General features: G+C 61.5%; 14 protein-coding genes and 2 pseudogenes. 6 read left to right on the top strand and 10 right to left on the bottom strand.

From position 1 onward, the window contains the following. Nucleotides 1-17: 17 nt before the first annotated feature. The 4 genes and pseudogenes from KUA23_RS30435 (at nucleotide 18) to KUA23_RS30420 (ending at nucleotide 1963) form a co-directional block, all read left to right on the top strand. Nucleotides 18-902, top strand: a complete 885-nt coding sequence (locus KUA23_RS30435) for a cache domain-containing protein (protein ID WP_428847317.1) — start codon at nucleotides 18-20, stop codon at nucleotides 900-902. 21 nt (nucleotides 903-923) lie between these two features. Then, nucleotides 924-1058: pseudogene (locus KUA23_RS30430) on the top strand (hypothetical protein); the annotation flags it as partial. 138 nt (nucleotides 1059-1196) lie between these two features. Then, a pseudogene (locus tag KUA23_RS30425) lies at nucleotides 1197-1619 on the top strand (methyl-accepting chemotaxis protein); the annotation flags it as partial. Between the two features lie 50 nt (nucleotides 1620-1669). Further along, nucleotides 1670-1963 (top strand): hypothetical protein, encoded by a 294-nt coding sequence (locus KUA23_RS30420; protein WP_428847471.1) that lies wholly within the window; start codon nucleotides 1670-1672, stop codon nucleotides 1961-1963. 156 nt (nucleotides 1964-2119) lie between these two features. On the opposite strand, the gene KUA23_RS18830 is transcribed toward KUA23_RS30420, so the two are convergent. Continuing rightward, a complete protein-coding gene (locus KUA23_RS18830; protein WP_252992626.1) occupies nucleotides 2120-2605 on the bottom strand; it encodes a flavin reductase family protein in 486 nt (161 codons plus the stop codon). A gap of 322 nt (nucleotides 2606-2927) precedes the next feature. On the opposite strand from KUA23_RS18830, the gene KUA23_RS18825 reads away from it, so the two are divergent. Next, the gene (locus tag KUA23_RS18825; RefSeq protein WP_252992625.1) at nucleotides 2928-4334 is read left to right on the top strand and encodes a purine-cytosine permease family protein; all 1407 of its coding nucleotides are present in this window, start codon (nucleotides 2928-2930) and stop codon (nucleotides 4332-4334) included. Nucleotides 4335-4571: 237 nt separating this feature from the next. Here the strand turns inward: KUA23_RS18825 and KUA23_RS18820 are convergent, their stop codons facing one another. The 5 genes from KUA23_RS18820 to ribBA form a co-directional block, all read right to left on the bottom strand. Beyond that, nucleotides 4572-5726 (bottom strand): ABC transporter ATP-binding protein, encoded by a 1155-nt coding sequence (locus KUA23_RS18820; RefSeq protein ID WP_078049171.1) that lies wholly within the window; start codon nucleotides 5724-5726, stop codon nucleotides 4572-4574. 17 nt (nucleotides 5727-5743) lie between these two features. Further along, the gene (locus KUA23_RS18815; protein ID WP_078049170.1) at nucleotides 5744-6553 is read right to left on the bottom strand and encodes an ABC transporter permease; all 810 of its coding nucleotides are present in this window, start codon (nucleotides 6551-6553) and stop codon (nucleotides 5744-5746) included. Nucleotides 6554-6559: 6 nt separating this feature from the next. Continuing rightward, nucleotides 6560-7477: an ABC transporter permease gene (locus KUA23_RS18810; RefSeq protein ID WP_252992624.1), complete on the bottom strand. Its 918-nt coding sequence runs from the start codon at nucleotides 7475-7477 to the stop codon at nucleotides 6560-6562. Then, entirely contained in the window at nucleotides 7474-8499 is a 1026-nt protein-coding gene (locus tag KUA23_RS18805; protein ID WP_252992623.1) for an ABC transporter substrate-binding protein, read from the bottom strand. Before KUA23_RS18805 ends, KUA23_RS18810 begins: the two co-directional genes overlap by 4 nt. A gap of 166 nt (nucleotides 8500-8665) precedes the next feature. After that, nucleotides 8666-9775: a bifunctional 3,4-dihydroxy-2-butanone-4-phosphate synthase/GTP cyclohydrolase II gene (gene ribBA / locus KUA23_RS18800; RefSeq protein ID WP_252992622.1), complete on the bottom strand. Its 1110-nt coding sequence runs from the start codon at nucleotides 9773-9775 to the stop codon at nucleotides 8666-8668. Between the two features lie 68 nt (nucleotides 9776-9843). Between ribBA and KUA23_RS18795 the strand changes: the two genes are divergently transcribed. Next, on the top strand, nucleotides 9844-10137 hold the full coding sequence (locus KUA23_RS18795) for a DUF1330 domain-containing protein (RefSeq protein ID WP_078049161.1): 294 nt from the start codon (nucleotides 9844-9846) through the stop codon (nucleotides 10135-10137). A gap of 79 nt (nucleotides 10138-10216) precedes the next feature. Here the strand turns inward: KUA23_RS18795 and KUA23_RS18790 are convergent, their stop codons facing one another. The 4 genes from KUA23_RS18790 to KUA23_RS18775 form a co-directional block, all read right to left on the bottom strand. Then, nucleotides 10217-10390: a hypothetical protein gene (locus KUA23_RS18790; protein WP_252992621.1), complete on the bottom strand. Its 174-nt coding sequence runs from the start codon at nucleotides 10388-10390 to the stop codon at nucleotides 10217-10219. A gap of 841 nt (nucleotides 10391-11231) precedes the next feature. Then, complete coding sequence (locus KUA23_RS18785) at nucleotides 11232-11795, bottom strand: NUDIX hydrolase (RefSeq protein ID WP_100492442.1); 564 nt, start codon at nucleotides 11793-11795, stop codon at nucleotides 11232-11234. 2 nt (nucleotides 11796-11797) lie between these two features. Then, on the bottom strand, nucleotides 11798-12550 hold the full coding sequence (locus KUA23_RS18780; protein WP_078049157.1) for a GntR family transcriptional regulator: 753 nt from the start codon (nucleotides 12548-12550) through the stop codon (nucleotides 11798-11800). A gap of 142 nt (nucleotides 12551-12692) precedes the next feature. Further along, complete coding sequence (locus tag KUA23_RS18775) at nucleotides 12693-13178, bottom strand: flavin reductase family protein (RefSeq protein WP_252992620.1); 486 nt, start codon at nucleotides 13176-13178, stop codon at nucleotides 12693-12695. Nucleotides 13179-13187 lie beyond the last annotated feature (9 nt).

Genomic DNA, 13187 nt, shown 5'->3' with positions numbered 1-13187 from the left:
CAAGGAAGGCGAGCTCGATGAACATAAAACAAAAACTAATCCTGGCCTTTGCGGTGATTGCCAGCCTACCGGTGATGCTGGTGGCTGTGCTGATCATCCTCAATGTGCGCCATGAGGCACGGGACGGCTTTGTCGACAGCAGTGGGCGCGAGATTCGCCAGGTCGACAACGCGATGCAGCTGTTTTTCGAAGGGATCAGCCAGAACGTCGCTTACCTGGCCGCGCATCCGCAGTTACAGGCGATCAATGCCGATGTGAAACGCTACCTGGCCAGCGATGCCGCGCAAATCGCTCCCGGCGCACGCGACCAGCAACTGTTCACCTTGTTTGAGGGGCTGGCCAAGAGTCATTCGGCCTATACCTACCTGTCCCTGGGCACCGAGGACGGCGGCTACGTGTTCTGGCCCGGCGACCCCAAGCTTGCCAGCTACGACCCCCGCACGCGGCCCTGGTACAAGACGGCCATGGCGCAGCCGGGCAAGACCCTGCGCACCGAAGCCTATTACTGGGCCGCCGACGATGTGGTGCTGGTCAGCACCGTGCAAAGTTTCAATGATCAACAGGGCAAGGCGAGCGGGGTGGTCAACATCGACGTCTCCCTCAAGCAGCTGACCGATCTGGTCAAGCAGATCAAGCTGGGCGAAAGCGGCTACCTGATGCTGATGGAAGCCAACAACACCGTGCTGGTCGACCCGCATGACCCGTCCCACAATTTCAAGCAATTGGGCCAGCTGGGTGAAGGCTATCGGCAGTTGAGCGAGGCCGGCCAAGGCCTGGTGCAGGTCGAGTTGGCGGGTGAGCGCTACATGGCCCTGGTCTGGCCGTCCAAGGCCTTGGGCTGGCGGTTTGTCGGGCTGGTGCGCGAGAGTGAGGTGATGGCCGGCGCGGCACGCCTGACCTAGCTGATCGCGGGCATCGCACTGGTGTGCGGTGTGTTGTTCGCGGTGGCGGGTGCGTGGTTTGCCGGGCTGATCGTCAAGCCAATTCGCGGCGTGGCCAGTGGCCTGGAAAGCATCGCCCAGGGCGAAGGTGACCTGACCGCGCGCCTGGCAGTGAAAGGCCGCGACGAGACGGCGCAGCTCGCCGGCTGGTTCAACCAGTTCCTCGAAGCTATACGCACGTTGATCCAGCGCATCGGCCAGGCCGCCGGGCAGATCCATAGCAGCTCTGGCAGCGCCACCGACGTGTCGGTGGAAATGGCCGACGTCGCCGAGCGCCAGCGCGAAGCGGTGGACATGGTCTCCACGGCGTTTCATGAAATGGTCGCCACCTCCAACGAGGTCGCACGCTCGTGCAGCCAGGCGGCTGACTCGGCCGACAACGGCCAGCGTCAGGCCCATACCGGGCAGCAGCAAATCGACGCGGCGGTGAGCAGTGTCGGGCGCTTGAGCGAAGAGATCGGCCATTCTGCCCAGGCCATGGAGCAGTTGGAAAAAGACAGCAACGACATCCAGTCGATTCTCGGCACCATCCGCTCCATCGCCGAACAGACCAACCTGCTGGCGCTCAACGCCGCCATCGAAGCCGCGCGGGCGGGCGAACAGGGCCGTGGTTTCGCGGTAGTGGCGGACGAGGTGCGCGCCTGGCCAAGCGCACGTCAGACTCCACCGGCGAGATCGACGGGCTGCTCGGCAACCTAGCACGCCGCACTCACCAGATGGGCAAGCAGATGCACGCGAGCCTGGAGGTGTCCCAGGAAACTGTGGTGTCGATCAATGAGGCGCGGGCCAGCTTTGGCCTGATCCGGGAGTCGGTAGACGTGATCCGTGACATGAATACCCAGATCGCCACCGCCGCTGAAGAGCAGCATCAGGTGGCTGAAGACATCAATCGGCATATCAGCCAGATTCACGGGGACGCACAATTGGTGGCAAGCCTGGCCGATGCCACGCGCCAGGATGCCCAGCAATTGACGGCGTTGTCGCAGACGTTGAATCAGTTGGTCAGTCGTTTCCGTACCTGACCACCGCCGCTTGCTTTTATTTGAAATGCAAAAAAGGTGAGAGCGGGCTTGCTCGCCAATGCGGTGTGTCAGTCACTGAATGCATCGACTGAAAGACTGCCTTCGCGAGCAAGCCCGCTCCCACATTTTGATGTGTGGTGCCTTCAAATAGGGGTATCAGGCCGGCAGGGGCAGGGCGCCCATCTTGCCGTGGCAATACACCAGTGGCCCGGCGTTCTGCTGGGGCACGATCAGGTTCTTGACCGAGCCGACCATGATCGCGTGGTCGCCGCCTTCGTATTCGCGCCACAACTCGCACTCGATCACTGCCGTGGCATTGGCCAGGATCGGGTTGCCCAGCTCGCTCAAGGTCCATTCAATGCCCTGGGCCTTGTCCTTGCCCTTGCGCGCGAAGGCGTAGGCTTCGGTCTGCTGCCCACCGGAGAGCACGTGGATGGCAAAGCGTTTGTTCTTGATCAACACCGGGTACGAGTCGGAGCTGTAGTTGGGGCAAAACAGCACCAGCGCCGGGTCCATCGACAGCGAGCTGAAGGCACTGGCGGTCAGCCCGACGACTTGGCCGTCGTCGTCCAGTGTGGTGATCACGGTGACCCCGGACGGAAAAGAACCCATCACTTGTTTGTAGATGGCGGCATCGATCATGGGACGGTCCTCTTAGGGTAGAGCGGTTTTTATAAGTTTGTAGGTCTGATGGTATACCGTAATACAATCTAAGCAACAGCTTTTTAAGCCACCCGATGAACGTCAGCCTTTGGTCTTATAACCAATAAATACGGGGGGTTTGCCATGAGGTGAGGTGAAAGCCTGTGGCACAATTACGGATCAGATGCGCGCCAGGACTACGGATCAGTCTTGTGAAAATGTTGGAATACCATAATATGGTCTTCATCTGAGGGGCGGCCATGAAGCGTCCCCGGTATGGCGTCAAACAACTATAAGATCAGACAAACGCGAGTTCATTTCCATGCCCCAGATGTCCCGGCAAGATCCCCTGATCGAGAATCACACGGTCGATTACGTCCCTCCCGCAGAGCGCCATGGAAAGGCCCGCGACCTGTTCACTTTATGGTTCAGCACCAACATCGCACCGCTGCCCATTGTCACCGGTGCCATGGTGGCCCAGGTGTTCCATCTCAACCTGATGTGGGGGCTGCTGGCGATTGCCCTCGGGCATATGCTCGGCGGCGTCGTGATTGCCCTCGCGTCGGCCCAGGGCCCGCGTATGGGTATCCCGCAGATGGTGCAGAGCCGTGGGCAATTCGGCCGTTATGGCGCGCTGCTGATTGTGTTCTTCGCGGCGTTGATCTACATCGGTTTCTTCATTTCCAACATCGTGCTGGCGGGCAAGTCCATCGTTGGCATCGTGCCTTCGGTTCCGGTGCCGGCGAGTATCCTTATCGGCGCCCTCAGCGCCACGGCCATCGGCGTGATCGGCTACCGCTTTATCCATAGCCTCAACCGCATCGGCACCTGGGTGATGGGCAGCGCGTTGCTGGCCGGCTTCATCTACATCTTTGCCCATGACCTGCCGGCAGACTTCTTCACCCGTGGCGGCTTCAATGCCGCCGGCTGGCTAGCCACGGTGTCGCTTGGCGTGATCTGGCAGATCAGCTTCTCACCCTACACCAGCGATTACTCGCGCTACCTGCCGGCAGATATCGGCATTACCCGGCCGTTTATCGCGACCTACCTGGGCGCGACCCTGGGCACCATCTTGTCCTTCGCGTTCGGCCTGGTTGCAGCGCTGGCGACGCCGGAGGGCACCGAAGCCATGGTCGCGGTCAAGCAAGCCACCGGCTGGCTCGGCCCGATTTTGATGGTGCTGTTCCTGCTCAACATCATCAGCCACAACGCCCTGAATCTGTATGGCGCGGTGCTGTCGATCATCACCTCGATCCAGACCTTCGCCAGCCAGTGGACGCCGAGCATCAAGGTGCGCGTGGTGCTGTCGGGCGTGGTCCTTGCCGGTTGCTGCGTGGTCGCGCTGGGCACGTCGGCGGACTTCATCTCGCAGTTCATCGGCCTGATCCTCGCCCTGTTGCTGGTGCTGGTGCCGTGGGCGTCGATCAACCTGATCGACTTCTACATCATCAAGCGCGGCGCCTACGACATTGCCTCGATCTTCCGCGCGGATGGCGGGGTTTACGGGCGGTTCAACCTGCATGCGATCGTCGCGTATTTCATCGGCATTATCGTGCAACTGCCGTTTGCCAATACATCGCTGTATGTGGGGCCGTGGGCCAACCTGGTGGAAGGCGCGGACCTGTCGTGGCTAGTGGGGTTGGTAGTGACGTGTCCGCTTTATTACTGCCTGGCGACACGTCCACATATCCAGAAGGTCAGGGCCGCGCGGTTGGGCTACTCCGACTGATCGTGTGCTGAACGTTATTGGTCTGATTTATCACGATTCAAAAGTGGGAGCGGGCTTGCTCGCGAATGCCGAGTGTCAGTCACTGGATGTATGGGCTGACACACTGCATTCGCGAGCAAGCCCGCTCCCACCTGTTTAACCGGGATCGACATCTGGATCGAGGGTGTGATTTACGCACGCGATACTTAGGCAAAAAAAGGCCGCCACAACCCGACGTTGTGGCGGCCCAAGGGTGACTCAATGAGCGCCGGCGGCCTTGTTCAAATCGCTTTCCGTCCACTCGGTATACACACACGCATCCGCCGTGGCCCAGCGTACACGCACTGGGTCGCCAGCCTTGAGCGGCATGCCGGCGGCAGACAGCGCCTTGACGGTCATCGAGGTACCGCCGAGGGTTTTCACCGTGCAGGTCTGGCTTTCGCCGAGGAACAGCACTTCGCCCACAATCGCCGACACTTCGTTCCAGCCCGCCGTCAAAGGTTGTTCAGCAGCCTGTTCCGCGCTCAGCGCCAGGGCTTTTTCCGGGCGCACCATCAGCAGCACCTCCTGCTCGGTGTGCAGGCCGCTGGTCAGGCGGATTGACAACGACTGCCCTTCAAACGACGCCGCCGCATTGCCCTGGGCCTTGAGCTTGAGGAAGTTGGAGTTGCCGAGGAACGAGGCGACGAACGCATTCGGCGGGTTCTGGTACAGGTCGAACCCACTGCCCAGGCCGACGATCTTGCCGTGGCTGAAAATCGCGATGCGCTGGGACAGGCGCATGGCTTCTTCCTGGTCGTGGGTCACGTAGACGATGGTGATGCCCAGGCGTCGGTGCAGTTGGCGCAGTTCGTCCTGCAGGTCTTCTCGCAGTTTTTTGTCGAGGGCGCCGAGAGGTTCGTCCATCAGCAGGATGCGCGGTTCGTACACCAGTGCCCGGGCGATGGCGACCCGTTGCTGCTGGCCGCCAGACAGTTGCGAGGGGCGGCGGTGGGCGAACGGTTCCAACTGCACCAGCTTGAGCATGGCGTCGACACGCTTCTCACGCTCGGCGCTGGCCAGTTTGCGGATCGCCAGGGGGAACGCGATGTTGTCGCGCACCGACAGGTGCGGAAACAGCGAGTAACGCTGGAACACCATGCCGATATCGCGCTTGTGCGGCGGCACATTGACCAGCGACTGGCCGCCTACCAGGATTTCGCCGCTGCTTGGCGTTTCGAAGCCGGCGAGCATCGACAGGGTGGTGCTCTTGCCCGAGCCGCTGGAGCCGAGGAAGGTGAGGAATTCACCGTCTTTGATGTCCAGCGAGAGGTTGTCCACGGCGGCGAATTCGCCGTAGTACTTGTTCAGGTTGCGCAGGCTGACCAGGGGTTGGTCTGGGTGCTGGGCGGGGTCTTTGATCACTGCACTCATGTCTTAATCCTAGGCGCTCAAGCGCGGGTTTCAGTGCGTCGACGAGCGACGGCGGCAATCACCATGACCAGCACCGACAGGCCGATCAACAACGTCGAGGCGACGGCGATCACAGGCGTCAGGTCCTGGCGCAGGGTGGTCCACATTTTTACGGGAAGGGTTTGCAGGGTCGGGCTGGCCATCATCACGCTGAGCACCACCTCGTCCCACGAGACCAGGAAGGCGAACAGGGCACCGGCCACCATGCCAGGGCGTATTGCCGGAAAGGTCACCTTGAACACCGCCTGCACACGTGACGCGCCGCAGATGACCGCCGCGTCTTCAATCGATTGGTCGAACAGCTTCAGCGAATTGATGATCGAGATGATGGTGAACGGCAGCGCAACGATCACGTGGCTGACCACAAAGGCGAACATCGTGCCGGTGTAGCCGAGCTTGAGGAACAGCGCATACACCGCCACGGCGATGATCACCAGCGGCACGATCATCGGCAAGGTGAACAGACCATAGAGCAGTTCGCGGCCGGGGAAGCGGCCACGCACCAGGGCAAACGCGGTGGGCAGGCCCAACGCGACGGCGAACACGGTGGTCAGCACCGCCACCTTGAGGCTGGCCATCGCCGCGTTCATCCAGTCGGCATTGGAGAAAAACTGGCCGTACCATTTCAGCGTCCAGCCCGGCGGCGGGAACACCAGCCACTGGGATGAACCGAACGACAGCAGCACGATAAACACGATCGGCAACAGCAGGAATAAACCAATCAAGCCGGTGGTGGTATAGAGGCCCAAGCGCATCCTGCGGCTCATGGCATTGGGAGTCAGGAGCATGACAGCTTACCTCGCGTTGCTGGCGCCAACCGGGGATTCCGGCTGGAGCTTCAGGTAGAAGTAGAACAGCACCAGCGTGATGAAAATCAGCAATGCCGCGCCGGCACTGGCCAGGCCCCAGTTGAGGAATGATTGCACCTGCTGGATGATGAACTCGGGCAGCATCATGTTCTGCGCACCGCCAAGCAACGCCGGGGTGACGTAGTAACCGAGCGACATCACGAACACCATCAAGCCGCCGGAGAACAGCCCCGGCCGGCACAGCGGCAGGAATACGCGCAAGAAGTTGGTCCACGGGCTGGCACCACAAATGGCGCCGGCTTGCAGGATCATCGGGTCGATAGCCTGCATGGTCGCCTGCAGCGGCAGCACGATGAACGGGATCATGATGTAGCTCATGCCGATGACCACGCCGGTAAGGTTGTGCACCATTTCCAGCGGTTGATCGATGATGCCCATCGCCATCAGCACTTTGTTGATCACGCCGGAGGCTTGCAGCAAGACCAGCCAGGAATAGGTGCGGGCGAGCAGGCTGGTCCACATCGACAGCAGCACGATATTCAGGATCCAGCGCCCCCATCCACGTGGCACCAAGGTAATGACCCACGCCAGCGGGAAACCCAGCAACAGGCTGAACAGCGTCACCAGGCCGGCCACCGAAAAGGTGTTGAGCAGCACGCGCGCGTACGCCGAGTTGGCGAACAGTTGTTCATAGTTGCCCAGGCCCGGCACCGGCTCCAGCACGCCACGCAGCAGCAGGCCGATCAATGGTGCGAGGAAGAACAGACCGAGGAACAACAGGGCCGGGATCAGATTGCTCGACCCCCGCCAGCGCTGCGCCAGGGACGGTGCCCGACTGTTGCGGGAAACCGCGCCGGCAGCGCCGAGGGCGCTCCCGGTCGGCGTGGTTGCCGTCATTTTCATTTGACTAGCCATTCATTCCACCGTGTCGCAATGGCCGGGCCGTTCTTGGCCCAGTAGGCGAAATCGAGGGTGATCTGGTCCTTGACATACGCCGTCGGCAGGTTGGGCGCAAGGACCGAATCCAGGCGCTGTACGCTGTCGATGTTCACCGGTGCATAAGCAGTCAGGTTAGAGAAGTCGGCCTGGCCTTTGGCGCTGCTGGCACTGGCCAGGAACTTCATCGCGGCGGCCTTGTTCTTGGTGCCTTTGGGCACCACGAGGATGTCGGCCATCACCAGGTTCTGCTTCCAGCTTACGCCCACGGGGGCGCCATCTTCCTGCAGGGCGTGGATGCGGCCGTTCCAGAACTGGCCCATGCTGACTTCACCGGAGGCCAGCAGTTGTTGCGACTGCGCGCCGCCGCCCCACCAGACGATGTCTTTCTTGATGGTGTCGAGCTTCTTGAAGGCGCGATCCAGGTCCAGTGGGTAGAGCTTGTCGGCGGGGACGCCGTCGGCCAGCAATGCCAGTTCGAGCACGCCGGGGCTTGGCCATTTGTAGAGCGCACGTTTGCCGGGGTAGGTCTTGGTGTCGAACAGCGCGGCCCAGTCCTGCGGCTTGCCGGCGCCCAGCTTGCCTTCGTTGTAGCCGAGCACGAAGGAGAAGAAGAACGAGCCTACGCCATGGTCGGAGACGAAGCGCGGGTCGATCTTGTCGCGCTGGATCACCGAGAAATCCAGGGGTTCGAGCAGCCCTTCGGCGGCGGCGCGCAAGGCAAAATCAGCCTCCACATCCACCACGTCCCATTGCACGTTGCCGCTTTCGACCATGGCCTTGAGTTTGCCGTAGTCGGTCGGGCCGTCCTGTACCACAGTGATGCCGCTGGCCTTGCCGAAAGGGTCGGCCCACGCCTGCTTCTGTGCGTCCTGGGTGCTACCGCCCCAGCTCACGAAGTTGACGCTTTCGGCCGCCATGGCGGCATGGCTGGCGGTGGCCAGCAAACCCGCGAACAGGACTGCGCTGATACGTGTGTTCAACACCATTTTTACGCCCTCATTGTTGTGTTTATGAGCGGGGCTTTTGAGTGCCCGCCTATCGGGAGCAGTCGGTGTGGATGACCCTTGAAGGGTCATTCAACCTATGGGATATCATATTATGGTATTCCAAACTTTGCGCAAGCATTTTGCCATACCGGCCATCTGGCCGACGTCACTCAACGAACGGAATGCTCTCCACGACTTCCAGGTCATAACCGGTCAAGCCCGCGTATTTCAGCGGCGGGCCGAGGTGGCGCAACTGGCCCACGCCGAGGTCTTGGAGAATCTGTGCACCGGTGCCCACTTCCGAGTAAATCCGCGACTGCGAGCGATTGAACTGGCGTGGCGCCTGGGTCAGCTGCGGCACGCGCTCCAGCAATGCCTGGGACGATTCATGATTGGCCAACACCACTACCACGCCGCTGCCTTCTGCCGCGACGCGTTGCAAGGCCGCCCACAGGGTCCAGTTGGACGGGCCGCTGTAGTCGGCGCCAACCAGGTCGCGCAGCGGGTCGATCACATGCACGCGGACCAGCGCAGGCGTATCGCGATGCAGGTTGCCCATGACCATCGCCATGTGCACGCCACCGTCGATGCGGTCTTCGAAGGTGATCAGGCGGAAGGTGCCATGCACCGTGGGCAAGTCACGTTCGCCGATGCGCACCACGGTGCGTTCGGTGCTGAGGCGGTAGTGGATCAGGTCGGCGATGGTGCCGATCTTGATGCCGTGCTTGCGCGCAAACACCTCAAGCTCAGGTCGGCGGGCCATGGTGCCGTCGTCGTTCATCACTTCGACGATCACTGAGGCCGGTACATGCCCGGCCAGGCGTGCCAAGTCGCAGCCAGCCTCGGTGTGGCCGGCTCGGGTCAGCACGCCGCCGTCCTTGGCGCGCAACGGGAAGATATGCCCTGGCTGCACAATGTCCGCAGGCCCGGCGTTGATAGCCACGGCTGCCGCCACCGTGCGCGCGCGGTCGGCGGCGGAGATGCCGGTGGTCACGCCGGTGGCGGCTTCGATGGACACGGTAAACGCGGTGCTGAACACACTGCCGTTGCTTGGCACCATCTGTTCCAGGCCCAGGCGCTGGCAATGTTCATCGGTCAGGGTCAGGCAGATCAGGCCACGGGCTTCGCGGGCCATGAAACTGATAGTCTCGGCGGTGCAACACGCCGCAGGCAGCAAAAGGTCGCCTTCGTTTTCCCGATCTTCGTCGTCAACCAGGAGCACCATCTTGCCCTGGCGATAGTCTTCGATGATGTCTGCGATGCTGTTGAAAGACATTGGGGATGCTCGGTCTGTTGGTTGTATGTATTATGGTATACCACAAAAATCAACAAGAGGATGTCGTGATGAAGGCCTACTGGATTGCCCACGTGGATGTGTCCGATGCAGAGCAGTACACGCAATACACCCAACGCGCGCCGGCGGCGTTTGCGAAGTTTGGCGGGCGGTTCCTGGCCAGGGGCGGGCGCAGTGTGGCGCTGGAAGGCGGGCCGGCACGACAGCGCAATGTAGTGATCGAGTTTGATAGCTACGAACAGGCCGTGGCGTGTTACGAGTCGGCGGAGTACCAGGAGGCGAAAGCACACCGCGAGGGCGCGGGACACGCGCAGATCATTATTGTTGAAGGGCTGGCGCCCTAGGTCTATCAGGCCAAGGCAGCTCGAATCTGGGAGCAGGCATGCCTGCGATGCAGGCACCTCGGTAGATCAGCATAGGTATCTACACAACGTTGTAACCCCCAACACTCACCACGATGCGAAGCGAGCCGCTCTTGATGTTGCTCTTGCTCTTGCTCTTGCTCTTGCTCTTGCTCTTGCTCTTGCTCTTGCTCTTGCTCTTGCTCCTGATCTTGATCTTGATCTTGCTGTTGATCTCAGGCGCCCCATCAAACACGCTGGCCGGAATTCGACAGGGATTTGGGGGGTAAACCGGCAGGGATGCCGGTTTAGCCGCCCCGCGCCATGGATGGCGCGTGGCGGCGGCCCCCCAAATACCTGGCGGATTACGGGCACACCGAGCCTAGGCGAGGTGCCGAGTGTTGGGGCAAGAGCGTTTTGCTTACTTTTGCGCTTTTCAAAAGTGAGCCGCCGTAAGGGCGGAACCCATAGCAGCCGTTACCCAAATAACGGATATGTACCCGGTCAGATCCAACATTCTGGTCGGCTGTCAGGCCGCCTTCGCAGGCAAGCCAGCTCCCACATTTGGATCGCGGGGTGACAGTTGAATTGTGGTCGGCTGTCGGGCCGCCATCGCTGGCAAGCCAGCTCCCACATTTGGATCGCGGGGTGACAGTTGAATTGTGGTCGGCTGTCAGGCCGCGTTCGCAGGCAAGCCAGCTCCCACATTTTTGGATCGCGGGGGGGGCAGTTGGAGGGTGGTCGGCTGTCAGGCCGCTTTCGCAGGCAAGCCAGCTCCCACATTTGGATCGCGGGGTGACAGTTGAATTGTGGTCGGCTGTCGGGCCGCCATCGCTGGCAAGCCAGCTCCCACATTATTGGATCGCGGGGTGACAGTTGAATTGTGGTCGGCTGTCAGGCCGCTTTCGCAGGCAAGCCAGCTCCCACATTTGGATCGCGGGGGGGACAGTTGGAGGGTGGTCGGCTGTCAGGCCGCTTTCGCAGGCAAGCCAGCTCCTACAGTTGGATCGCGGGGTTAGAGTTAGAGGGGGGCCGTCTGGTAGGGCGCCTTCGCGAGCAAGCCCGCTCCCACACGTTGACCCGGTTCCGCCTGAAGGTCAGCGAATAAAGTGGATCCTGCCGCTGTCGTCATTCCCGATATAAATGCCATACACCCCCGCCTGGCGTTCCTCGATATACCGCTCGAGGATCTGCCGGATCGCCGGGTAGTAGATGCTGTCCCAAGGGATATCCTCGGGCGCAAAGAATTTGTAGTCGAGGGTTTCCGGCCCGAACTGGCCGGTGACCTCCAGCGCGATGGCGCGAAAGATGATGTACACCTCGCTGATCCTGGGCACGCTGAAGATCGAGTAGGGCGAAAGGATCTCCGCGCGTACGCCGCTTTCTTCCCACACTTCACGCAACGCGGCCTGCTCGGTGGTTTCGCCACCTTCCATGAAGCCGGCGGGCAGGGTCCAGGTGCCGGGGCGGGGCGGGATCGCCCGTTGGCACAGCAGGTATTTGCCGTCCTGCTCGATGATGCAGCCGGCGATGATCTTGGGGTTGATGTAGTGGATATAGCCGCAGCCCCGGCACATCAGGCGCTCATGCGTATCGCCCGGTGGCAGCTGGTGACTGAGGTCACTGCCGCCGCACGTCGGGCAAAAGCGTGGGCTGGGCACGGTCAATGGCCTATGCGGGGTTCTTTGAGGGCGATGGGCAGGGTGATTTCCGGGAGCTTGCCGGTTTCTTCCTGCTTGCGCTTGAGGTAGTCCAGGGCCACGGCGGCGGCGGCGCGCACATGATCGACACAGGCTTGGTGGGCGGCCAGGGGGTCACCGCTCTTGATCGCCTGGACCATGCGTTCCATTTCCTGGTTACTGTCGCCACGGCGGTTTTCCTGGGACACCGAAGTGGCGCGCAGGTAGCTGATGCGGGCCTGCAACTGGCGTAACTGGGTGGCGGCCACGTGGTTGCCGGAGCCTTCGAGCAATACGTCGTAGAAGCCCTGTACCGAGTCGATGACCTGTTGCAACTCGCCATCCTTGAGGGCCTTGCGGTTTTCCTCCAGGGCTTTTTCCAGGGCCTTGATGTCCTTGGCCTTGGCGCGCAGGGTGAACAGCTGCACGATCAGGCCTTCGAGCACGCAGCGCAGTTCGTAGATATCGACGGCATCGGCCAGGGTGATGATCGCTACCTGCGGACCCTTGGCATCGGCAAACTCCACCAGGCCTTCGGATTCCAGGTGACGCAAGGCTTCGCGCACCGACGTGCGGCTGACGCCGAGGCGGTCGCAAAGGTCGCGCTCCACCAGGCGGTCACCCGGCAGCAGTTGGAAGTTCATGATGGCGCTGCGCAGTTTCTCCAGCACGATTTCGCGCAGGGTAACTGGGTTGTGATTGACCTTGAAGCTGTCGTCGAGTGGCAGGCGTTTCATGGGGTCTGCTCTGAATGTGGCGGTTAACTGGAGGCCAGGGGCGGCTGCGCCGATTGAGGCCGAAATCGTGCCGAAGTTTATCATGCTGCGTTCTTTAAGCGACAAACCCTCGCGGCGCCCGCCATCCGGCCCCCGGCGCTCCTCACGCCAGCGTGGGCAACGGGCCCAGCTTGCCTTTGTGGTAGATCATCGGCGTGACCGGCTGCGCAGGCAGGATCAGGTTTTTCACCGCGCCGACAATGATCGCATGATCACCGCCGTCATATTCGCGCCACAACTCGCATTCAATGATCGCCGTGGCCTTGGCCAGCAGCGGGTTGCCCAACTCGCTCAACTGCCACTCGATGCCCTTGGCCTTTTCCTTGCCTTTGCCAGCGAAGGCATAGGCCTCGGCAGTCTGGTCAGCCGACAGCAGGTGAATCGCAAAGCGCTTGCTGTCGCGCAGGATCGGGTAGGTGTCCGAGGCATAGTTGGGGCAGAACAGCACCAGGGCCGGGTCGATCGACAGCGCGCTGAATGCACTGGCGGTGATGCCGACGATGCCGCCGTCCGGGTCGAGGGTGGTGACCACCGTGACCCCGGATGGGAATGAGCTCATGACGTCTTTGTAAATGCCGGGTTCGATCATGGTCGGGGT

This window comes from Pseudomonas pergaminensis, from assembly GCF_024112395.2.
Lineage (GTDB): Bacteria > Pseudomonadota > Gammaproteobacteria > Pseudomonadales > Pseudomonadaceae > Aquipseudomonas > Aquipseudomonas pergaminensis.
Note: the sequence above shows the minus strand (reverse complement) of the source record. Positions and strands in the feature narration are given on the sequence as shown.

Coding starts and splice junctions, on each gene's coding strand:
- KUA23_RS30435 (WP_428847317.1), top strand. CDS start 18: ATGAACATAAAACAAAAACTAATCCTGGCCTTTGCGGTGATTGCCAGC.
- KUA23_RS30420 (WP_428847471.1), top strand. CDS start 1,670: ATGCACGCGAGCCTGGAGGTGTCCCAGGAAACTGTGGTGTCGATCAAT.
- KUA23_RS18830 (WP_252992626.1), bottom strand. CDS start 2,605: ATGATCGATGCCGCCATCTACAAACAAGTGATGGGTTCTTTTCCGTCC.
- KUA23_RS18825 (WP_252992625.1), top strand. CDS start 2,928: ATGCCCCAGATGTCCCGGCAAGATCCCCTGATCGAGAATCACACGGTC.
- KUA23_RS18820 (WP_078049171.1), bottom strand. CDS start 5,726: ATGAGTGCAGTGATCAAAGACCCCGCCCAGCACCCAGACCAACCCCTG.
- KUA23_RS18815 (WP_078049170.1), bottom strand. CDS start 6,553: ATGCTCCTGACTCCCAATGCCATGAGCCGCAGGATGCGCTTGGGCCTC.
- KUA23_RS18810 (WP_252992624.1), bottom strand. CDS start 7,477: ATGAAAATGACGGCAACCACGCCGACCGGGAGCGCCCTCGGCGCTGCC.
- KUA23_RS18805 (WP_252992623.1), bottom strand. CDS start 8,499: ATGGTGTTGAACACACGTATCAGCGCAGTCCTGTTCGCGGGTTTGCTG.
- ribBA (WP_252992622.1), bottom strand. CDS start 9,775: ATGTCTTTCAACAGCATCGCAGACATCATCGAAGACTATCGCCAGGGC.
- KUA23_RS18795 (WP_078049161.1), top strand. CDS start 9,844: ATGAAGGCCTACTGGATTGCCCACGTGGATGTGTCCGATGCAGAGCAG.
- KUA23_RS18780 (WP_078049157.1), bottom strand. CDS start 12,550: ATGAAACGCCTGCCACTCGACGACAGCTTCAAGGTCAATCACAACCCA.
- KUA23_RS18775 (WP_252992620.1), bottom strand. CDS start 13,178: ATGATCGAACCCGGCATTTACAAAGACGTCATGAGCTCATTCCCATCC.